The 23,265-nt window shown below is 53.4% G+C and carries 13 protein-coding genes; 1 reads left to right on the plus strand and 12 read right to left on the minus strand.

Annotated elements, in window-relative coordinates; translation table 11 throughout:
• Positions 1–34 precede the first annotated feature (34 nt).
• The 7 genes from O9139_RS06685 to O9139_RS06715 all read right to left on the minus strand — a co-directional run bounded on the left by O9139_RS06685 (position 35) and on the right by O9139_RS06715 (position 11,115).
• Positions 35–832 (minus strand): polysaccharide deacetylase family protein, encoded by a 798-nt coding sequence (locus O9139_RS06685; protein ID WP_270878685.1) that lies wholly within the window; start codon positions 830–832, stop codon positions 35–37.
• Between the two features lie 5 nt (positions 833–837).
• Positions 838–1,557, minus strand: a complete 720-nt coding sequence (locus tag O9139_RS06690; protein WP_270878686.1) for a DUF1961 family protein — start codon at positions 1,555–1,557, stop codon at positions 838–840.
• Positions 1,557–4,136 (minus strand): exo-rhamnogalacturonan lyase family protein, encoded by a 2,580-nt coding sequence (locus tag O9139_RS06695; protein WP_377524415.1) that lies wholly within the window; start codon positions 4,134–4,136, stop codon positions 1,557–1,559. The genes O9139_RS06690 and O9139_RS06695 overlap by 1 nt, the downstream gene beginning before the upstream one ends.
• 179 nt (positions 4,137–4,315) lie before the next feature.
• Entirely contained in the window at positions 4,316–6,658 is a 2,343-nt protein-coding gene (locus O9139_RS06700; RefSeq protein ID WP_270878687.1) for a helix-turn-helix domain-containing protein, read from the minus strand.
• A 946-nt stretch (positions 6,659–7,604) separates the two neighbouring features.
• The gene (locus tag O9139_RS06705; RefSeq protein ID WP_270878688.1) at positions 7,605–9,191 is read right to left on the minus strand and encodes an extracellular solute-binding protein; all 1,587 of its coding nucleotides are present in this window, start codon (positions 9,189–9,191) and stop codon (positions 7,605–7,607) included.
• 42 nt (positions 9,192–9,233) lie between these two features.
• Positions 9,234–10,118 (minus strand): carbohydrate ABC transporter permease, encoded by an 885-nt coding sequence (locus O9139_RS06710; protein ID WP_270878689.1) that lies wholly within the window; start codon positions 10,116–10,118, stop codon positions 9,234–9,236.
• A gap of 19 nt (positions 10,119–10,137) precedes the next feature.
• On the minus strand, positions 10,138–11,115 hold the full coding sequence (locus O9139_RS06715) for an ABC transporter permease (RefSeq protein WP_270878690.1): 978 nt from the start codon (positions 11,113–11,115) through the stop codon (positions 10,138–10,140).
• A gap of 257 nt (positions 11,116–11,372) precedes the next feature.
• Between O9139_RS06715 and O9139_RS06720 the strand changes: the two genes are divergently transcribed.
• The gene (locus tag O9139_RS06720) at positions 11,373–13,358 is read left to right on the plus strand and encodes a beta-galactosidase (RefSeq protein WP_270878691.1); all 1,986 of its coding nucleotides are present in this window, start codon (positions 11,373–11,375) and stop codon (positions 13,356–13,358) included.
• Positions 13,359–13,466: 108 nt separating this feature from the next.
• On the opposite strand, the gene O9139_RS06725 is transcribed toward O9139_RS06720, so the two are convergent.
• From O9139_RS06725 to O9139_RS06745, 5 genes are all read right to left on the minus strand, one after another.
• Entirely contained in the window at positions 13,467–14,207 is a 741-nt protein-coding gene (locus tag O9139_RS06725; protein ID WP_270878692.1) for an ECF transporter S component, read from the minus strand.
• On the minus strand, positions 14,174–15,904 hold the full coding sequence (locus tag O9139_RS06730) for an ABC transporter ATP-binding protein (RefSeq protein WP_270878693.1): 1,731 nt from the start codon (positions 15,902–15,904) through the stop codon (positions 14,174–14,176). Before O9139_RS06730 ends, O9139_RS06725 begins: the two co-directional genes overlap by 34 nt.
• Positions 15,877–16,767 (minus strand): energy-coupling factor transporter transmembrane component T, encoded by an 891-nt coding sequence (locus tag O9139_RS06735; RefSeq protein WP_270878694.1) that lies wholly within the window; start codon positions 16,765–16,767, stop codon positions 15,877–15,879. The genes O9139_RS06730 and O9139_RS06735 overlap by 28 nt, the downstream gene beginning before the upstream one ends.
• The gene (locus O9139_RS06740) at positions 16,764–17,753 is read right to left on the minus strand and encodes a DUF4430 domain-containing protein (protein ID WP_270878695.1); all 990 of its coding nucleotides are present in this window, start codon (positions 17,751–17,753) and stop codon (positions 16,764–16,766) included. Before O9139_RS06740 ends, O9139_RS06735 begins: the two co-directional genes overlap by 4 nt.
• A 65-nt stretch (positions 17,754–17,818) precedes the next feature.
• On the minus strand, positions 17,819–23,155 hold the full coding sequence (locus O9139_RS06745; protein WP_270878696.1) for a DUF4430 domain-containing protein: 5,337 nt from the start codon (positions 23,153–23,155) through the stop codon (positions 17,819–17,821).
• Positions 23,156–23,265 lie beyond the last annotated feature (110 nt).

Genomic DNA, 23,265 nt, shown 5'->3' on the forward strand with positions numbered 1-23,265 from the left:
GATGCCAAGGCTCGGGTCCTTTCCTGTATGTAATCTACAATGGCTTTTGCTCTCCGCTCTTCACTTCCACCGCCTGGCCATCAACTGCTAGCCAGACGCTGAGCGCAGTGGGGTTATACACAAAATCCAAAGCCGCCGAAAACTTCAGCTGCTCAAAAGCTTTTGTATAGTCAACGATCTCGATGTTCGTTGCATACCAAATGTCCGGCCTGCCGCCGGCATAAGCGCAAAACCGCTCGATAACCTCCCAGTTGTTATCCTGGTCAAATTCGTAGCTGTGCCCCCATACGTACATCAGGTACAAATACTGCGTTTTATGCAGGCTGATAAACGTCTCCGCTTTGTTCATCAGGTCATGATTATGGTGGCATGTCGCCTGCCATTCGTGCCAATCTTCAGGCATACCAAAATGGCCGTGGCTGGGCACGACGCGCGCATATTCAATGCCAAGCTGGGGAAGCAGCGCTTTGATCCGGCGATTGTAGGAGCCGTTCGGATACGACATCCCCCGCACGGTATATCCGACCGTTCGTTCCAGATTTTTGCGGTCTTCCATGATCTCATGCACGAGGAGCTCTTGCGGACATCTGGCAATCGTCGGATGGGTCAGCGTATGCGCCGAAACTTCATGCCCGGCATAAAGCGAGCGCACCTCTTCCTCTGTCACCCGATCCGGTGTGCCGAATAGTCCGGAATTGATATGAAAGCTACCCTTGATGCCATTGCGGTTAAAAATATCCACCAGCCGCTTGTCCGCATTCCGACCGTCATCGTAGCTCATGGTCAGCGCTTTGTGGCGCCCTTCGGGAAAGCACATGACGACTCTTTTCATAAATGTTACCTCCTCATGGTTGCAAATCCTGACGGCGCATATATGTGCAAGTTGGCGTATTCGGCGATTAATGGCGCCATTTGGCGGAACCCGATTTTGCCTTCCTTGAGCAGTGGACCGTATGTAGAACCGTCGTCCTCCCAGCGGAACAAGGTCAAGCCATTGACGGCAAAAGATACGGAAGAGCCCATTTTCACGATTAGCATCCGGTAAGGGCCCGCAGCATCGGTAACGCCTGGAATCGGGTCTGCGCCTTGGGCGACCAGATGGAAGCCGTAGCTTTTGCGCAGATTGCACGTATGAAGCTGTCGTTCTTCCATGTAGCGCCGGCGAAAGTACGAGATATGAAATGCGTTCATATCCCCGTGATGATATTGATCATAAATGCCGCAGCGCGAAGCCAGCGCAGGATCGAACAAATCCTCGCCCCCCGTGCCCTGCGCGTTGAAAAACAGGATGGCCAGCCCCGGCTCCCGCACCGGCCAAAAATCCCACGCGATCGCCAAATCGGCGGGAAAATCGTCCGGACACCAGTAGACGAGGTTCGCCAGTTGGCCTTCCGCCGGGTCGCGTGTGCTCTCCAGCCGCATCCGCCCCTGAGGAAAGGAGACGGCGCCGTCCCCTTCCATGCGAAAAGCTTGCGTATCCGCAGGCGATTCCAGCGGATTGTAGTAGATGCTTTTCCACCCGGCCGGAATGAGCGAACGGTTCATCTCCTCCATCATCACTGTGCCTCCGGAAGTGCATCGGGAATGAATTCCAGCGCGAGGATCGTATTCAAAGACCATTGCGACGCCTCATTCGTATTTATCCAGTCAATCTCATCCAGCTCAGCGATGTGCAGGACTTTGACGGCATCATTTTGCAGATCGACTTGGGCAAACGGATTACCCAGAAGAATCGACCAGCACTTGCGCGCTGTCTCTGCGTCTTGCTTGTAATAAGCGCCAAAAGCAACAATCGCACAGCTCAGCACAGGATGCTCAAAACGCTTCGTGCTGATATTGCCATGGGTGATCAGGTCTTTTTCTTCCTGCGACTTATTATAGTAAACGCCGAAATCGGCAAGCATTTCTTCCCACTTCGGATCCTTCAGCATGCCTGCCAGCTCGAACCATATTTGCGGACCGCCCATGCAAATCGCCAGATGGCGTCCCCAGTTATCATCGCCAAGCGGCGTCAGCACGCCGGTCTTCGGATCATAACCGTACGTCGGGCCGGAGATCAGGCCGTAGTTCGCGCCTTTGATGCACTCGATGCCGACAGCAATTTTATCCCGATACGACGTATCTTCAAAGCGCTCCCAGCGGGTCATCCAGTTGGAGCTGAACGCCGCCCAATCCGGGCCGACCCGAATGTGCGTCGGATGTTCATCCTTCGGAAAGTAGGCGCGCATCGGATCCAAATTCACCGTCGTGAAATCCGAATCCTTCACTTCGTCCATAATATCCCCGATTCGCTCGTCAGCGGTCAAATAATAGAAGTAGCGGTGCAGCCCCGCCATCGCGATGCGGGCTTCTTTGCAGCCGCAGCCCCAATGAACGACGTTATGGCGCGAGCCTAGCCCCGCGTATTCGCCGAAATGGTACACGTCCACCTCGCTCGTGTGCCGGGTCATCGCCTCGGCCATACGGAAAATATCGCCCCGACCCGAGCGCAAAAACATGATCCACAGCCACATATTCGGCGCCAGCTCCGTATTTTGCCAAGCACAGCCGCCGAGATCGTAGTTCCAGACGTGCCGAACCGGGTCATAGCTGTGCATATAATCACCAAAGTCCCAGAAGCCATACCATTTGCGCTGTTCCACTTCTTTTTGATAAAAGGCGATAATGCCGTCCAGGCGCTCCTCCAGCGCTGTTGCAGCAGCCGTACTCCGGTTAGGCAGGCTCCAGTAGCCAAAAGCGCGCGTGCGATGATAGTGCTCCGGCTCGCAGACGAGCATAGACGGATCTTGGATCTCCGCCTGCATACTGTCCAGCAGCCCGGAATCCGGCGCTGCCGGCAGGCACCAGAGCATTATTTCGCTCGTGTTGGCGATGCCGTACGGGGTAGCCCGCAGCTCTTCTGCGCCCTCGTAGGACGACTCCACGTGTGTTTCCGTATCGTAGTGGCGCAAATCCATCGGCGCGCCGTCAGGCGACCACAGCCACACAGTCAGAGCTGCCTCAGCTCCCGCTGTGCCCTGCACGTCCAAGCCGGAGGGGTGCTTCTCCCAAAAATGGCGCAAGCCTGCCGCCAAACCGCCGCCTTCGCCGCCAACGTAGCCAAGCCCGCCAGCCCGGCTGCCGTCTGTCACCTTCACCCAACTGCAGCCTGCCTTCGTCCGTTTCCAAATTCTGTAATGGTCCGATGAATCCTGCACCAGCTTAAAGCTGTCCCAAGTGGCCGAATCATCCAGCAAACTGAGAAAGTAAGCGTCTTCACTTGGGTCGAAAACAACGCTTTCACCCCGCGTCTGCTGTTCGAACAGCTCCCGGTATTTCCCCTGCGTACGGCGCGTATGCAGCGTCTTCGGCGATTCGCTGAAATACCCGCTGTCACCCGCAAAGCGGATATGCCTATTGTATTGGGCGCCTCGCATCGGCACTGCGAAACGGAGGCCGAGCCCTTTGATGTAATCCTCGTTGGGATTGCCGTCATAGTGAAACGTATGGACAATCCGAATCGATTCCAAACCTGCATAGACGTACAACCGCAGCGAAAAAGGCAGCCATTCCCGCGAGCCGTTCACAGCCCGATGCCTGCCGGTAAGCTTCACCACCGCACGGATAGGCCCGCTCTGCTCCACCACAGCCTGGTGGATGCGGCTCTCGAACGGCTCTTCCTTCAACATTCGCGCTCCAGATACTTCAGTGCGTGATTCTTTCAGGCAGACCAGTGTCGCTCCGCTGCACACTTCGGCTCCTTGGCGAACGATGCTGCGCAGCCACTGTGAGCCCGTTTTGCCCACGGTGCAGACCATCACACCTGTGTCTAGCGTAATCGTGTCGCCGGTTTCACGGACGACAACGCTTTGATCCGGCGCCGGCGATTCCCCCTTCGTCAGGGTGAAGGCCTCCGTCTGATTCGGCGAGACAGCCGCCGCATGAGCGGACCATTTCACACTGCCATCCGGCCAGTAGGCCGTCGCCCAGCTTTGCAGCGGGATGTTCCCTTCACCGCCCGCGTCCGTTAAGCGCAGCGACTCCTCCCGCTGCAGCTCGCCTTCCTCCCATGGTATGCCCCAAGTCATGCCAACCGGCATGAACGAATGATTCTCCTTAGTTAACCGGCGCAATTGCACTTTCAACTCTGTTGCCAAACGTCTTCCTCTCCCTTCCCCATCTAGCAGGAAACCCGAAGGGCTCGCATTACGCCTCCGGGCTCTCTTCCCGTCCAATTGTAGAACTCCGCTGCCTTGCCTACAATTAGACATTATTGTCAGGGCCGCCCGGGCTGTTTGCACTTTTTTAACGGAATATCACATTATTGTTGGGCGATTTACGTACTTCGGCTCAGCTCCCGGTAACGAGTCGGCGTCATGCCCTCCAGCTTTTTAAAAATCCGGTTAAAATAGCTGTGCTGGTAGCCGACTTGATCGGCGACATCATTGATTTTGATCTCGGACTCGCGCAGCAGTTCCTTCGCTTTTTCCATCCGCAGCTCTGTCAAGTAGTCGATGAAATTTTTGCCGGTGACCTGTTTGAACGTTTTGCTCAAGAAGAACGGATTCGTGCCGGTATGATCCGCACAATGATCAAGGGAAATGTCATTCATATAATTTTGCTGCAAATAAATCATCGCCTGCTCGATCATGCGCTTGACTTGGGCATCGGAGCGTCCTGCCAGCTCTTTTTGGAACGGGTAAATCACCTTCTCCTGGAACCATTCAAGAATACGCTGCGGTTCGCGGATTTGCGAAAGCTGCTCGTATAAATTCGCACCTTTGAACAACCGGTTAGGGTTGATGCCCGACACCATGATGGCATGCTGAACGCTGCCGAGCACATGCAGCATGCCCTGCTGCACATCGATCTCTTTGGCCCCTTTGCAAGAGAGCGCCTCAAGAAATGCCGACAGCATCGCATGCGCATCATCTTCCCGCCCGGTGCGAAGCGCCTGAATCAGCTCTCTCTCCAGGGTGAACGGGTATTGCGGCTCTGAGGCCGGGTCCCCTTCGGGAACATGCTTCTCCATCTCGATAATTTGGTTGACATTTTCAACATTGCGGTAGCTCACTGCCTGCTTCGCTCTGTCAAAAGCAAGCGGAACATCGGTAATTTGCGAGGCCGTTCGGCTGATTGCGATCGTTACGCGCATTTTGAGAATGCGGTTGATGGACTGCGTGAATTCCTCACAGAACGTTGCTGTATCGAGCGGATGCTCCGGTGTGATCAGCAGCAAGCCCACTGTTAAATCATGGAAGTTAAGCGTATCACTCTGCTCAAAATGCTGCTCAGCTAGCTCTGCGATCATGTTGACCGCCGCAAAAGTTACAAGCCCCTCGTCACCATGACGAAACGTTCCTTCTCTGACTTCTCTGCTCGCCATCCCGACGAGTTGAACATACAGCACGGTAAAATACCGGTTTCTTACTTCCCATTTAAAACGCTCCATGCGGTGCAGCAATTCTTCCTCAGAATAGTCGTTTAAGTACCCCTGAAGCAGTTGGTGCAAAAAGCTGTCCCGCACATGCGGCAGCTGCTCCGCCAGCTTGGTGTTCATCTCCAAGCTTTCCTTATGCAGGGTGTGCCACTGCTGTTCCAGCAGCGTGAATTCGTCTGCCTGCCCCGCCGAGGCGGTAGAACTGCCCAGCAGCGTGACGAGCCGCTTAACCGGCAAATAAATGCGGCTTGACGCCAGCCAGGACAACAGAGCCGCCAGCAGAAGCGCGATTAGACTCACTGTAATGATAAGTTTGGAGATAAACACGACCGGAGAAATGATGCTCGTAATCGGTGAGGCCGACACGTACGTCCAGTCGTCGGCAATGCGCGACAAGCTGCCGTAGGAAACTGTATAGGTCGCTCCTTGGTAATCTAAAAAAAACGAGCCTTTTGGCGAGCCGAGTGAAGCGATTTTTTCCCGAAGCGCCATGACGAACGGTGAGTTGGAAGCGTTTCCGCTTGCAGATACATAAAGCTCGCCCGAATTTTGCAGCACGAACGTTTCGCCGTCATCGTAGGGCATCATCGTTTTTAACAAGTTAGCGATTTTCTCGTTGTCAAAACGGAACACAAGGACGCCAAAAGGGTGCAAGCTGCCGCCGGGGATATGGTGGACAAGCGTCAAATCTTTCGTTTGCGGGTTGTTCCTATCAAAAGACCACTGCGTCCAGTAGGTCATGTTTTTGCCTTGAATCAGCTGATCGTAGACGCCGGATGCACTGCTGTTCTCCAGAGCGGTGTATTCCGGGTTAAAAAGAACCGAGCTTGAGCCGCCAATATACAGCTCCGCTTTCTTCACCAGCGCATTTGAGCCTTGCATGGCAACAAGTGTGCGCGTGATGTCTAGCGTCCGTTCGAAATTTCTCACGAAATCGAAGCCGTTCAAGCTATAATCGAACTTGTTGTCAAACGCCCAGTGCGAAAGCAGCAGCTCCAGGTTGCTCAACTGGTCGTCAATATTTTGCGAGCGCTGCTCGATTTGCCGGTAATGCAGCTGCAGCAGCTCACTCTCCACACGCCCGCCGGCCATCCAATACACCAGCGCACCTACAATAAGTCCCGGGATGCCGGAGACGATAAAAATCATAATCAGGCTTTTTCTAAAAAAACGGCCTTTGCCGCCTTCTGTCCGGCCCTGCTTTTTACCGAATCTTGCTTTTACGGTGCTAAGGCGCATGCTTTCACCAACCCTTTCGTCAGTTTCGCTTCAAGCATAGACATTATAACTTTCAGCTTATTATGTAAATGTAGCGGGTGGAAGTTAAATTTCCGAGATTTTGCCTCACTTTTCCGACTTTTTCGCGAGTCGCTGGCGATGCTATGGCGGGCAAGTGGGTGGAGCTTTCGGGGAAAGTTAGCGTTGTAAAACAAAGTTAACTTGGACGGTTGCTTGGAAACTAGTGGCGGACTGGGAGTTAGCGTTGTTCTTCGACGTTAAGTCGGGCATGTGCGGCTTTCGGGGGAAGTTAGCGTTGTATAACGACGTTAACTTGGACGGTTGCTTGGAAACTAGTGGCGGACTGGGAGTTAGCGTTTTTTGCGACGTTAAGTCGGGCATGTGGAACTTTCGGGGGAAATTAGCGTTGTGCAACGACGTCAACTCGTTAGAGTGCTGGGGAACTAATCTGGTTGTATGTGTGCTGTAAGTAGAGAGAGTGCTCGTTTGCAAGGGGCTGGGTTAATTGTTGGAGCGAACTACTTTTCAAGCGGCAGTGATTGCGGTATGAGCGTGAATAGAATCAATTTCATACGCAGGTAAACGGCTACTTTCAAAGAAGCTTACTTTGCTTTCTGAGCCGAGGGGATAGTGGTAAGATAAAACACCCAAGCTCCCCTAATTAGGGAAACTTGGGTGTCAAGCTCTAGATAGTTTAGGCGTTTTGACGCTTAGGGTCTTAAAGTCTTAAAGTCTTAGGCTCTGGGGCTCTTAGGCACTTAGGCTCTCGGGCTCTGGGGCTCTGGGGCTCTTGAGCTCTTAGTCCTCAGGTGCTTTCGACTCTTGATCCCCTGAGCCCTTGGGTCCGATCCTTCGGCATCTAAGCTCCCGGGCTTTCCGCCTTGGAGCACTTGACGTCCAAGCCCTACGGCTCCGATCCGGGGTCCCGTGCCCGGATTCTCACCCCTTATTTTTTCACGGTTGCATAAAGGTCGTTCATCTCTTTCACAAGGTCGTCCCCGCCCGATTTTTTCCAAGTCTCGAACGCCGCTTTAAGGCCGGCCTCATCCGTTTGACCGACGATGAATTTGATGCGCGCATCATTAATGATGTTGTCGAGCTGCTGCCCTTTTTGCGAATAAACTTGCGAAATGAAAGGCTCAGCCGGGTTAGCGACAATATATTGCTCAGCCTCTTTTTGAATCTTCGCTGTTTGCAGGCGCAGCGGTGTTTGTTTGACTTTCAAACCGCGATCTTCCGGAATGAATGGCAGCATTTGGTTCAAGCCTTCCACTTCGGATTCCAGCAAAGCTGAATCTTTGCTTGGCACGACGGCGTCGCCATCCTTCGTATAGTGCTTACCTTCCAAACCGTAACCGGCAATCGTAGTCAGCTCCGGCGTGTTCATTTGATCTAGGAAGGTCAGCACCCGCTTCAGATCGTCTTCCGATTTCACGGACGACTTCGGAATCGCCAGCAAGCCGGCAAAACCGGAGGTCGGCAGCGCTTTGAGGCCATTTTTTCCAGTAACACCGATCATATTGTCAATGTAGTGAATGTTCGGGTTGTCTTTACCGTCTTTGGCTAGCGTCAGATGAATCTTGTCATCCAAACGCGCCGCATTATCTGTAACGTCAACGATGACACCGGCTTGATTGTTCACGACAGGGTCGTTCCATTTCGCTGAATCAAATACGGCAAAATCCTGGTTGATCAGCTTTTCGTCATATAGCTTCTTCATAAATTTGAGCGCTTCCAAATATTCCGGCGTTTGATGTTCCGGTACGAGCTTGCCATCAACGACTCCCCATTTGTTCGGGGCGCCGAACCATAGCTTCATAATGTCGAAGCTGCTTGCCCATTGACCGGTCCATTTCACCATGACCATGCCGTACGTGTCGTCCTTGCCATTTTTGTCCGGATCTTTTTCCTTGAACGCCTTGAGCATGTTGTAGAAATCATCAATCGTTTTTGGCGGTTGCAGACCGACAGCATCCAGCCAGTCTTTGCGGTAGTTGATCCCGTTGCGGCCCAGTGCGCGCCCACGATAAACGCCGTAGTTTTTGCCATCTATGGAGGAGTTGTTCATAATGACGGAGTTCGCCTGACTAAGCGTCGGATAGTCTTTCAAGTATTTTCCAACTTCCCAAAAAGCACCGGATTTCGCCGCATTGACGAAGCTTGGATTTTTGACATCAGGCACATAAATAATATTAGGAAGCTTGCCGGAAGCTAGCGTGATATTGAATTTATCCGTGTAGGAGGCGTTCGGCACCCACTCCAGGTGAATGTTCGTGTTCGTTCTTTTCTCGATTTCCGTGACCACCGGACCGTCGTCCTTAGGGAAGTTGGTTTTGAAAATGGGCAGCATAATGCTGAGATCCAGCGGTTTGGACTGTTGCACAGCCGTTGCTGCTGCGGACGGTGCTGCCGTAGACGCAGTTGAAGGTGATGAAGCAGCTTCCTTGCCTCCGCTGCTGCAGCCCACAATCGATGTCATAGCGACTGTACTGACGGCTGCTACGGTAATCCATTTTTTCGAATTCTTTTTCATATAAGCGCTCCTCCTTAAATTTGAATTGCTATCGGAATCCGTTTACCCTTTGACCGATCCGATCAGGACCCCCTTGGCAAAATGTTTTTGCAGGAACGGATAGACGAGCAAAATAGGGATGGTACCAACAACGATAACCGCCATCTTAATGGACTGCTCCTGCTGCTTCACGAACTGCGGATCAACTTGGCTCATATCGCCGGCAGCCATTTGCGACAGCAGAACGATCTGCCTCAACATAACCTGCAGCGGCCACTTGGCCGGATCGTTTAGGTACAGCAAGGCGGAGAAGAAGTTGTTCCAATGGCCGACCGCGTAAAACAGCGTGAAGGTGGCCAACACTGGCATCGATAACGGCAGCACAATGCGCCAGAGGAGACCAATCTCCGTGCAGCCGTCGATTTTGGCCGCTTCCTCAAGCTCTTGCGGGAGCTCCTGAAAAAAGTTTTTAACGATGATCAAGTTGAAAGCGCTGATCGCGCCGGGAATAATCAAAGCCCAGTACGTGTCCAGCATATGCAGCTCACGGACAACGATATAGGTCGGAATCAGCCCGCCTCCAAAAAGCATCGAGAACACAATCATATTGAGGAACGTATTGCGGCCCATCAGATTTTTTTTCGATAGCGCATACGCCATAGTGACTGTAAAAAACAAGTTGACGAGCGTACCGACAATAGTGACATAAAGCGATACCCAAATGCTTTTCAATATCGTATCCGTTGAGAAAATAAATTCATAGGCCGATAAGGTGAACGTCTTTGGAATGAGGAAGACGGCGCGCTGCGTCAGCTCGGCATCCGAGGCGAAGGAACCAGCCACCACATAGATGAAAGGCAGCACAGCCACGATTCCGACAATACTCAGAAATATATAGTTGCTTACATCGAACAAAGTGCCTGCGAAGCTTCTGTATGTTTTGTACAAATGAGTCTCCTCCCTCCCCCTAGTAAATGCCGGCTTGACCGAAACGCTTCGCCAGCCAGTTCGTTCCAAGCACGAGAACAACCCCGACGACCGCTTTAAACAAGCCAACTGCGGTACTGTAACTGAACGCGCCCTGGGTAATCCCCATCATGTACACATACGTATCAAAAACTTCCGCCACTTCCCGGTTGAGCGGGTTGAGCATCAGGAAAATTTGCTCAAAGCCGTTATCCAGCACCTGTCCCATCCGCAAAATGAGGAGAATAATGATTGTACTGCGAATCGATGGCAGCGTAATATGCCACATCTGTCTGAACCGGTTGGCACCGTCCATAATGGCAGCTTCGTATTGTTCAACGTCCACGCCGGCCAAGGCCGCCAGGAAGATGATCGTGCCGAAACCGGTTTCCTTCCAGATCGTTTGGATAATTATCATCGGTCGGAACCAGTTGGGGCTGGCCAGAAAATCGATTTTGGTCCCGATATGCTGCTGCAGCATCTCATTCACTACCCCGCCTTGCGTGGTCAAGAACACATAGGTCAAGCTGGCCACGATGACGAGCGAGATAAAATGCGGCACATAAATGAGCGTTTGAATCGTTCGTTTGAAAAAGGCCCTGCGGACTTCATTTAGGAGCAGCGCCAGCACAATCGGAGCCGGAAAGAAGAACACCAGATTGTAAAAGGAAAGCAGCAGCGTGTTGCGCAGCAGCATGATAAATTCGGGGTTCGTGAAGAAGACACGGAAGTGTTCAAAGCCGATCCAGTCGCTTTTCCAAAACCCAAGAAAAGGCTGATAATTTTGAAAGGCAAGCAGTACGCCCCACATCGGAACATATTTGAATATGATGAAATATAGCAAGCCCGGTGTTAAGAGCACGTACAGCCATTTGTCTTTTAGCAATCGGGCTATGACGCCGGTACGACGCTCCGCCCTACTTCGGGCAGCCGTCTGCGCAATTTCAAGCGAATTTTCCGGTGCAGCCGCCTGTTTCATCCTCTTCACCTCCAAGTAGTTGTCGCCTCGCGAGCGGTGTAATTTCAGTATGCCGCTTCCGCGATTTTCCGCCAATCGGACATTTTTGAAAGCCCTCCCAACACAGGTAATCCACCAAAATCAAAAAAATGCAAATCCGGTAAAACAGGAGAAACCCTTTCTCCCCGCTGTGCAAAGCGCTCAAAAAAGTATGATTGTTCATAAAGCGATTTCATCTTATAGTAGAATCTATACTTCATAGGAATAGGGTGAATGGAATGGGCAAGAAGCTTTACCACGGAGCCGCTTGGTACCCCGAGCTGTGGGAGGAAAACGTTCTCAAGCAGGATATCGCGTTTATGCAGCAAGCGGGCATTAACGTTGCCAGGATCGGCGAGTTCGCTTGGTCGAACATGGAACCGCACGAAGGGCAAATTGATCTTAGCTTTTTTGTTAAAATCATAGGCTGGCTTCACGAAGCCGGCATCGATACGGTGATGTGCACACCAACCCCAACGCCTCCGATCTGGTTCACGCACGGCCATCCTGAACGGATGTACGTGAATGAGCAGCTGCAAGTTATGGGCCATGGCTCCAGGCAGCACGCCTGCACGAACCATCCTTATTTTCGCGAAAAAGCGGCGATCATCACGGAGCATATCGCGCGCGCGATCGGACCTTTGCCAGGGGTTATCGGCTGGCAGCTAGACAACGAGTTCAAAGCGCACGTTGCCGAATGTATGTGCGACACGTGCCTAACGCAGTGGCACGAATGGCTGCAAGAGCGTTACGGCACGATCGAGCAGCTCAATGATGCTTGGGGGACGCAAATTTGGAGCGAATATTATCACTGCTTCGAGCAAGTCCCGCAGCCCGGTCCTGCGCCATTTCTGCATAACTCATCACTGAAGACGAATTATCAGCTGTTCTCGATGGAAAAAATTGCCCAGTTCGCGGACGAGCAGGCGAACATCATCCGTAAATACTCTGATGCTCCTATTACGCACAACAGCAGCGTCGCTTTCAGCGTTGACAATGAACGGCTGTTCCGCAATCTGGATTTTGCTTCGTTCGATACCTATGCGACATTTGACAACGTGCCGGGCTACCTGATCAATAACGATCTGTGGCGCAATTTCAAGCGCGGACGTGATTACTGGATCATGGAAACGAGCCCGTCCTATGCAGCATCGCTGGAAAGCTATGCCAAGCCCCACCCGAACGGGTACCTCAAAGCGGAAGCGGTAGCCGCTTACGCGCTCGGCGCCGAAGGGTTCTGCTACTGGCTGTGGCGCCAGCAGCGCGCGGGCTGCGAGCAGCCGCACGGCTCGGTCATCAGCGCCTGGGGAAAACCGACGGTCGGTTACAACAGCGTGCTGGAGGTGGAGCAAGCGCGCCTTGCGATCGAACCGACAATTGTGTCGACCAGACCGGTGCAGGCCGAAGTGGCGTTGACCTATTCCGATAGGGCAAAAGCGTTTCTGCGCACAGAACCGCACCAGAAGCTGAATCATCGCGGACTCATGACGGACTTCTACGCGCAGCTGCTGGACAGCGGCCTGCATCGCGATGTCGTGCCGGAAGGCGCTCCGCTGGATGGCTACAAGCTGCTGTTCACGCCATTCCTGCCTTACGTCTCCGCCGAATACACAGAGCAGGCGCTGCAGCTTGTCGAGCGTGGCGGTGTATGGGTGATCGGCCCGCTGACAGGCGGCCGGACGGTCGAGCACACCGTCCATACAGATAGCGCGCTGGGCGCCCTTGACCGCTTGGCCGGCGTGGAAACGCTGTACACGTTTCCGATGGACGGCAGCGGCTCCGTAGGCAGCGCTTTTGGCGTAGACGCTCCACTCTCCCTCTGGAGCGCGGTCTTCGCGCCGCAGGATGCGTCGGCTGTCGGCGTCGTCGCTGAAGGCGGGCTCACGCCGGGCCTCGCCTTCATTACAGAGAAGCAGCATGGCAAAGGCAAGATCGTCATGCTGGGTTCCATGCCAGCAGGCGAAGAGGGCCAACTGCTGCTAAATCGCCTTATCGTTCGCTATGCAGAGGAAGCCGATGTCACCATCCGTTCCGACGTCACGAAAGGAACGATCGTCGCTCCGCGCCGGGGAGACGATCACGAGGTGTGGGTCGTCGTGAATATGGACGGCGCCGGCGGCAGCGTCACGCTGCCTCGCGCAGGCATCGATCCGACGACACAAGAGCCGGTTCCAGCGGGCAAGCTGGAGATTGGCCGGTACGAGCACAAGGTTATTCGTTTTTGAGCCCGAGGGAGATAGAAAAATGGCGGTGTAGGGAAGTTGTCCCTGCACCGCCATTTGTTTGTTTGTGGGCTATAAAGAATGACTAAGCATATCGCGATGCAAGTGGCGCTAGCCATCAGACGAAACTGACAGCAGCCCGTATTTCACCCGGATGCGCTCCAATTTCTCGATCATCGGCCCCGAGATGACGAACAGGAAGAACACCGTCGCCGACGCGTGCACCAGATCGAACCAGAACCCTGACATATACACGGCGATCAAGCCTTTCCAAGTGAAATTCGGGGTCACCATGAGGAGCGTTGACAGGTTCATAATCCCGCCATACACCACTAAGGTCGACAATCCGCCAAAAATGCACAGCGAAAGCTTGCTTCTTTTTAGCAGCCCATACTGGAATAAAATCCCAGCCAGAAATCCAATGATGCCGAACCCGAACATTTGCCACGGCGTCCACGGACCTTGACCGAAAAAGAAATTAGAAACGAAGCCGGCTGTTGTGCCCACCAAAAAGCCCGCTTCCGCGCCAAGACAAACCGCTGCGATGATCACGACCGCGACCACTGGCTTGAACTGCGGCAGCATGAAAAATGCGCTGCGTCCCGCAACCGCTATAGCTGCCATGACAGCGATCACGATGAGCTCCCTGGCCTGCGGCTTGCGCCGTTCGAATACAAAGGCAAAAGGAATGATCGTGTACAACACGATCAGCAAGCTGATGAAATAGTACTTTCGGTCATCCAACACATAAATACCAGCCAATATCGTAGCTGGGATAACAATCAGAATAAGCAGCGCCGCCAGAAGCGTTCGCCGGCTCATCCGTTGATAGGCTGCAGACTTTGCTGACATCGCTCGATCACATCCTCTACAGTAACGGCTTCTCGCCAAATATGACGTGCCATGCGATTCGCAGCTGTCGTATAGAAGCTGTTGCCTGCGAAAAACCGCTTAGCCGGAGCCGTAGTCATCATACTTCCATCAAAGAACAGCGCACAATCCACGCCATATTTGGCACAAAACTCAATGTCATGCGAAACCATGACAATCGTCGCGCCCTGCGCATGGATCTTTTTTAACCATAAACCGAGCTTGTCTTTGAAAAAGCTGTCCAGCCCTTTGGTCGGTTCGTCCAACAGCCAAATTCGCGGTTCCAGCAAAAACACCTTGGCCAGCGCCGCCCGCTGCTGCTCGCCGCCGCTAAGGTCGTACGGATGCATCGCAAGCAGCGGCTCAAGCTCCATAAGCTCGACAGCAGCCTCCACTTTGCGCTGCCGCTCTGCCTTGCTTAACGGTGAAGCCGCAAGCATCTCGTACAAGTCGGCCTCCACCGTTTTCATGACGAATAGGCTGGACGGATTTTGCGGCAGAACGCCGAGCTGATTGACGAAGAGCTGTTTCGTAGTCATTCTGGCAGGATTCTGACCGTTAATCAGCACTTTGCCCCGGTAAGGCTGCTGGATGCCGCTGATCAGCGACAAAGCCGTCGTCTTGCCGGTCCCGTTGCCCCCGACCAAGCAGATGAACTGGCCCTCACGGATGTCACCATTCAAGTCTTTCAGCACATCCGGGCCATTGCGCTCATATTTAAACCAGACATCCTTGAATTGTATGGCAACTTGGCCATTCGTCTTCATGCTGCCATTGTCATGGGGGGCGCCTGCAGCTGGTGCCGCAGGTGCAAGTGCATCAGTCCTCCATTGCATGCATGCGCTCAGCCATTGCCGCCCTTCTTTCACCGTCAGCGGCGGCGTCTGGCGCACTTGTGCGCACGAGGCGGGCTGCGAAGCGCCTGCATAAATCTGCAGCGGCGACGGCATCGCCACAAACATCGGATGCTGCTGCAGCCGCAAAGCTTCGCCTGCGTCTCGCGGGCTCCCATCCGCGATTACGGCACCTTGATCGAGCACAATGAGCCGATCAGCCAGAGGCAAAACCTCTTCAAGCCGGTGCTCCGTCATGATGATGGTCGTGCCCAGCTCGCGGTTGATTTTGCTGACCGTCTCCAAGAAATCCGCTGCGGCGATCGGGTCCAGCTGTGAAGTCGGCTCGTCGAGAATGAGTACGGAAGGCTGCATAGCCATAATGGCAGCCAGATTGAGCAGCTGCTTCTGTCCGCCGGACAGCTCCGTCACTCGCTTATGAAACCACGCATGGATGCCGAAAAAGCTGGCCATCTCCGCCACACGCAGCCGGATCGCCGATTGATCGCAGCCCAAGCTCTCCAGGCCGAAGGCCAGCTCGTGCCACACCTTGTCCGTCACAATCTGATTATCCGGGCTTTGCAGCACGAACCCGATCTCGGCAGCTTGTACGCGTTGATCAATGTCTTGCAGCGGCTGACCTTGAAAATAGATTTGCCCCGAGCGGCTGCCGTGCGGAGTCAGCACGGACTTCAAATGCCGGAGCAGCGTGCTTTTGCCGCAGCCGGACTGGCCACAGATGGCCACAAACTCCCCGCTTTGAATACGCAGGTTCATGCTGGCCAGTGCAGCGGTTTCTTTTTGCGGAAAAGTAAAACTCAAATCTTCGATACGATAAATCTCCATTTGATTTCCTCCACGAGATGAATAACCGACGGCAGCAAACATAATGCGCCGTAAGCGATGTACACAGACACGCCGAACGGGGTTACCGGCTGAACGTGAATTGAGGGGAAGTAGCGAATCGTATCCTGCCCCATCCAGGCACCGGCTAGGACCATTAGGATCAGAACGGCCAGAACGAGTCCGACGATCCGATCCCGGCGATCAAACCGGTACATGGAAAAGCTCGTGCGTCCCGGCAAGCCGTACCCTCGCGATTTCATCGAGTCTGCCGTTTCAATCGCATTTTCCAGCGCCCATGTTGTCAGCATGGAAAGAATGCGCAGCCCGTTGCGCGCCCGGCTTACGACGCCTCCTTGGGTAACATCTCTGCCAATACATTTCTGGGCGGTAGAAATGACCTTAAGCTGCTCCATATATCTAGGTACAAAACGCAGTGTCATCGAGAGAAGCAAGGAGAGCGCCGGCAGTATTTTGCCGAACAAATAAATCCATTTATCCGAAGTCATCACCACGTGATAACAGGAAAACCATACGATGACCGTAATGTACATACAAGCGGCTGCAACGCCATACAAGATCGACTCCAGCGTAATTGGGTTGCCATTGCGCAAATAAAACAAAATCGTAATCCCCGCATGATTAAACATCGGATTGACGATCGCTGTAAGCAGGAGCAGTGGCAGCAAATAAATGAGATTAAACCTCGCTGCCTGCTTCCCTTTTAGCGTGATGGCATATATCGTTGCGCCGAGCAGCGCGATGATTTGAAAAACAGGATGCATGAAGACCATGCTGCACGCGAGAACAGCAACAAAATAAACGAGTACAATCACCGGGTGAAACGTAGAAAAGGAATCCCTCATGAGCGATTCCCTCCTGACTGCTCAGCACCGACATCACGGCCTAAATCACACGTGTAGACCCATTCGATGACATCGCCGTCTTTGAGCATATATCTGCTGCTCCCATAATTTGGGAACCAACCGTTCACTTTGTACATCCACCCGCTTAACTCACCACAGTCGAACTCGTATATGTTGTTGATGCCCTCAATATAATTGCTGTTATACATAGGGGTCATGGAAAATTCCATATGAATTTTGCTGCTCTTCATTTCCCGCAGCAGGACGTCAAACACCGATTCGCCTTCATAAAAGGTAACTTGTCGCGCCTTATAGATAACTCCGTCTGCCGGTAAAACTTCGCGTTTATCCTTATTGAATTTATCCATATGGTCCAAAATCGTTGTACTGACGACGGATAAAGTAGCCGTTAATTTTTTATCCTTTTGGACTTTGACATCTTGCCACTCGACGGGCTGCGGTTTGCCGCTCGGGACAGGCTCCGTCTGGTACTTATCTTTGCCACCCTCCAGCGGCTTCGCGGTGGCAGCCGGCTGGCCAGCGTCTGGCGAAGCTGGCGGCTGCACCGCAGTTGGCGCAGCGGAAGCCGGCGCTGGCGGCACGGCCTGCTTCGCCGGCGCTGTAGCGGCTGTGGCCGCAGCAGCGGAGGGGGCCGCCTTGTCGGCGCCCGTCGGGGATGCCGGCTGCTGGCTGGCCGGCGCCGGAGCAGCCCCAGGCTGCGGAGTAGCGCCCGGCTGCGTGCCGCCGAGCGGCGACGCGACGCCCTGCGCCAGCTCGCCTTCCGCCGCTAACGGCGCGCCGTCCGACGCCTGCGGCTGGCCGGACGCTTGCGCACCGGCACCGCCTGCCGCTGACACAGCTTGCAATGCCGCCGCATCGCTGCTCGCCGGCGGTTTCGCGCGCTGCGGACTATCGCCGCCCCTGAAGTAAGCGATGGCTAACAGCCCGACGATCCCTAGGGCGATCAGCCATTTTTTCATCGACATGTACGTTTCACACCTTTAATGAAGAAGCAAGGGCGTACCTCACGCCCCTGCTTATCCGTTTCGTATTATTTAACATCTGTCATATCATATAAGCGATTGTGGCCTTTTAGAAGCCGATCGTAGGCAACGAGCGCATACATCGCCTGATCGGTGGCCATCGGGTCCACTTCCCCCGGTTTGCCTCCGCCATTGCTGACGCCGCCCGCTTTCACATGGTAAAAGCCCCCGTCCGCAGCCGCATAACCGACTAATGCGTCAACCGCCGAGCTGCCGTTTTTGACAAATCTTGCATCTGTCTGCGGGTTGATCCCCATCCCTGTCAAGGCAACGATAACCTGGGCAATGCTCTCGGCATTCGCGGATCCCCCGCTGGCGAAGCCGCCGTCAGCCGCCTGTGCCTGGGATAACCAGGCAAGCCCGCGATCTACTGCAGCGCGCACTTGCGCGTTTGTGGCATAATACGGCGTTAATCCTTGGATAGCCATCGCCGTGATATCCGCATCCGGCGCCTCCGGATTTTCGCCTAACGCCCAGCCTCCGCCAGCCACTTCTCTTTTCAAAATAAAGTCAATCAACAGCTCTCTTGTTGTCTGTGTTTTCCCCGCTTGCACATTTGGAATATCGTAGCCTTTGCTGTCCAAAGCAATCAGCGCGAAAATCGGACCATTAATGCCCTGCTTAATCAACGTATCGTAATCGGCAAGCCACGCTCTCAAGTTATAACCGGCGACCTGATCGACACTGCGGCCAATCGCGGTTAAGCCGAGAATCACCCGATCATACTCCGTATATTTGACGGCGTGCAGCTTGCCTGATTTTTCCTTTAAAATCTTTTCAACATTCGCGTAATACTTGTTGTAGTAGGCATCAGGAACCGGCACGCCGGAGCGCGCGAGTCCCAATACCGTCCAATCTCCGCCCAGCGTATCGACAACCGGATCGGTCACGGTTTGCTGCAGGTAGGCCGCAGTCTGATTGATCAGCTTCTCCACGGATGTCTGCTGCGCGGAATCCGGCTGAACGACTGCTGATGTTGAATCCTTCTTCGTGTGATACGCCCGTATCGCCACGACGACGGCCATCTCCCTGCTAACCTCGCCGCTAGGCTGGAAGCGATTGTCCCAACCGGACATCACGTTATGGGCAACGAGCGTCTGTACAGCCGTTTGCGCCCAATCCGATACCTCGCCCAAATCCTCAAACGTCGGCGCAGCGCCGCTTGCTGTGAGGCCGAGCGCATGAGCGACGATGACCGCCATCTGCTCGCGAGTGAGCTTGTCGTTCGGCTGGAAGTGCTCGCTGTCATAGCCGGAGACGATGCCCACTGCATAAGCGGCGTTCACATAAGGATAGAACCAATCCGTTTGCGCGACATCCTTGAAGCTGATCGCCGGCGCTGACTTTGTATCCAAGCCGAGCACGCCTGCCAGCATCTTCGTAAACTCGGCACGGGAAACTGCCGTTTGCGGATGGAACTGATCATCGCTGCCTTCAACCCAAGCTTGCTGTGTTGCTTCGCGGACCGCATCCGCTGCCCAAGCCGAAATCGCATTCGCATCCGTATATGGCAGGTTCGCAACGTTTTGCGGCTGACTCAGCGCATAGGTCACAAAACTCGTAAAATGGTTCGTTCGAATGATCAGATCATTGTCTTTGACATAAGCAAAAGTGATCTTATCCTGGCCTTTTGTTGCTTCGATGCCCTCTGCTTCGGAAGCGTAAGTCTTGATCGGCGTAAAAGTATTTCCTTCCATATATCCGGCGAGCTGATCTTTACCGCCTTGAATCGTAAACGTCACTGGCTTATCGAAGATCACGGATTGTCCCGAGTTCCCCATGACGAACGCATGACTCAGCTTCATTGTTTTAGCTTGTTCAGCATCCAAGCCGCTCTTCACGAGCTTTAGAAGCTCCGCATCTTCCAAATTCAAGAAACCTAGCAATTCAATCTTGCTGTCTCCCGACTTCAAGACGGTCCCCTTGGCGACCTCAAGTGTGATGTCGCCTCTGACAGCCCGGATCATCGGCGTGTTATCCTTCACGTCTTGCAAATTCAAGAACACCTTCGGTGTCACATTTGGGATATTGATCGTAATCAGGTCTTTATCTTTCATGCCCTTGGTCATATTGACCAAATAATCTTGCGAGATGTTCGCTGGGACCTCGATAACTTGTTTCTTATCGGAGGGAGCTCCACCACCACCTACAGGTGCCCCTGTAACTGGTGTGGTCGCTGGCGGCCATTGGCTGCTATCCTGCCCTAAATCCTCGCCCAGATTGGTCGTATACCGCCAGCGGACCGTATCACCATTTTGCAGCTCATATTTGCCTGCCCCATACCCCGGATAAGTCCCGTTAACACTGTACATCCAGCCGCTGCCGGTGCCGTGATCGAACTCACCGTCCCCGGCAATCGATTGTACGTAAACACTGCCATAGCTCGCCGAATACGTGTAGTTATAGCTGATGCTGCGACTGTCCAGCACCCGTTTCAGCACGCTCCACGCGGTATCGCCGCTCACGAGCTGTACGCTGGTTGCCGTTACTACGTCCCCTTTGCCGATCGTTTGCTTGTCGACAGATAGCGTGATTTGACTTGTCGCTGGAGGCTGCGTAGGTGTTCCACCACCGCCGCCCGGCGTCTCAACAACGCTGGCAGCATAAGCAATGTAATCCGTAAAATGCTTCGTTTTGACGATCAGATCTTTGCCGCTATCGAACGCATACTCAGCGCTGCCGCTGGTGCTGCCATCCAGATCGCTGCTCACTTTCTGAATGGCATGCGGCTCACCGTTTTCGATAAAGACTGCTTGCTTCCCTTGGAGGCCGGCAAATGTGATCGAAACATACTGATCAAAGACGACCCGGGTGCTGCCGCCGCCAACTGTAATGGCTTGACTCACCGCATCCAGCTTGTAGCTGCCTGTAAGAATGGAGCCGACTTTCTCTTGTAATGCCGCATCATTGGTGTTCAATGAAGTGAGCAGCTGCAGGCCGGATGACTCACCGCTGGTGATTTTCGTGCCGGAAGGGATTGTCAGGGAGACACTCCCTTTGACTGCTGTGACTTGCGGCAAGCTGCTGCCAGAAGGCAAATTCATTTTCACTGTAGATGAACTGTCGCTTGGAATCTGTACAGTGATCTGTTTATCTTTATCCGCATCTGAGACAGGAATAACATAGTCGTGATTGTCTGCCGGGATCGCAACCTGAGGCTGGACTCCGCTTGGCAACGGAAGTACGAGCGGAATCTTGTCAAGGTTGGTGAAATCATACAAACGCTCGCCATGACCTTCTTGGAAAAGCTTAAAGGCAGCTATTGCTTGAAATGCTTGTTCTGTCGCAAAGCCATTGGCGGACAGCTTCGTCGTATGCGAGAACGTACCCGAGCCATCTGTTAATCGAAACTGGAATAGCCTTCCAATGAGATTGATGCCATTCTTCGTAAATTGTGGTCCCGTCGGATCGATCCCGTTCGCAGTTAAAGCGATGATCGTTTGCGACACACTTTCACTGTTGTCTACGTTATACGAAGCAAGTCCTCCATTGGGCAGTTGCTTCTGCGACAGCCAATTCACTGCTTTCGTAATGGCATCAGCTTGGATGACGGCTGGATTCGCCTTGTAAGGCGCAAGCGCATTGATCGTCATCGCTGTGATATCCGGGTCACTCGCTCCCGTACCTAAAGTGAAGCCGCCATCCGCATTTTGTTTGGCGATAATCGCCGAAACGAGCTTATCTCTTGTCCATAAAGCATCAGCCGGAACCTGGTACTGTTTGGCATCCAGTGCTAGCAAGGCGTACACGAGTCCGTTAATGCCTTGCGTGGTCATTTTACTGTGCGAGTACAATTTCTCGATCAAATTGTAACCGGCCACATCCGCTGCATTCCCGCCAGTCACTGTAAGCCCCAGAATGGTTCGCTCCAAATCTGTAACAAGACTGAACGTACCCTGATTGTTATTGACTTTGCTGAGCAGATCGTTCGCGTACGACTCCGGAAGCTTATGGCCGGTTCTTGCCAACCCGATCGCACTCCAGTCTGAGACTCGGCTTGAGTTGGCATTGTAATATGCGGCTGTTACTTCAATCGCTGCGTTGATCTCGGCCTTCGTCGGCAGGAAGACGGGCTTCGTGACCAAATGCTGAAGTGCATCGGTTAAGCTCGCCAATGCGCTGTCCGCATGGTACTGGATCGCGTAGCCGTTGGCTGCAACGGCTTTGGCCAACGTCAGGCTGGTTTGCAGCGCTTGCCAGCTCTCATCTGTATAATTTGCCTGCTGCAGCAGGTTGGCTTCAGCAATCTTGGCATTTAGCGCCGTTTTATTGGCAACCGAAGTAATATCTTGTTCGTAATCGTCGGTGTAGACGAGCGTAATCGTATCATTGCTCTTTAACTGGTAATCGGCAATACCGACATCAGCAAGCTGGCCATTCACCAGATACATCCAGCCGCTTTTCGGCCCTCCGTCTGAATCCGCCAGACCACCGATACTTTTGATGTAATTTCCGCTTGGATTCAGGAACGGAATGCCTTTCTCGTTCAGCACTTGCTCAATGAGGTAGGCAGCCGTTTTGCCGGTCTCAACGTTTAACGTAGTAGATGGCAGCGTGACCGTTTTGCCGGCTTTTGCACTGTAACCGTTCAAGACCACGGAAGCCGGAATTGTCTGTACAACCGGTTCTGCGACCAAACTCGCCAATGCAGCAGTGAGTCGGGCCAGCGCCTCATCAGCATGATATTGAATCGCATAGCTGTTCGCTGCAACCGCTTTGGCCAGCGTCAGGCTCGCTTGCATTGCTTGCCAGCTCTCAGCCGTGTAATTCGCCTGCTGCAGCAGGTTTGCTTCAGCGATCTTGGCGTTTAGCGCCGTTTTATCGGCGACCACTGTAATATCTTGAAAATAATCGTCCGTATAGACGAGCGTAATCAGATCCGAGTTGTGTAAGGTGTACTCCCCTACACCGACTGGTGCAAATTGGCCATTGACCAGGTACATCCAGCCGCTTCTTTCCCCCCCGTCTTTCTCAGCCAGTCCATCAATGCTTGTGATGTAGGCGCCATAGGTGCTATCTTTATAAACGGCTCGATTGCCGAGCACTTGGTTGATGGCATCAGCCGCAGTTTTCCCATCTTCAACCACCGTATTGGTGGCAGGGACATATACGGATTTACCTACTGTTGCGCTATAGCCGCTAACGACGACTGCAACACTGATTGTTTGCGCAGTAGACTGATCACTTTGGCTGCTTGCGGCCAGCGCCTGGCTGCTTGAAACGAACAGCGTCCCCATCGAAGCGAACAACAGCATAATAGACATGAAAATAGCAAAAAACGATTTTAACCCCTGACGACGAATCATTTCTTCAATCCCCTCTTCCTCTCGAATCCGTGCAAACACACAAAAAAGCCACCCCTCAGGGTGGCTGGAATATTTGTGCACAATCAAATTGGACACAGCTCAAATGACAGATCGCGAGCCGCATCTCCTTGTGTTTCTCCTCCTCACCC

The sequence above is a fragment of the Paenibacillus aestuarii genome (assembly GCF_027789125.1).
GTDB lineage: Bacteria > Bacillota > Bacilli > Paenibacillales > NBRC-103111 > Paenibacillus_E > Paenibacillus_E aestuarii.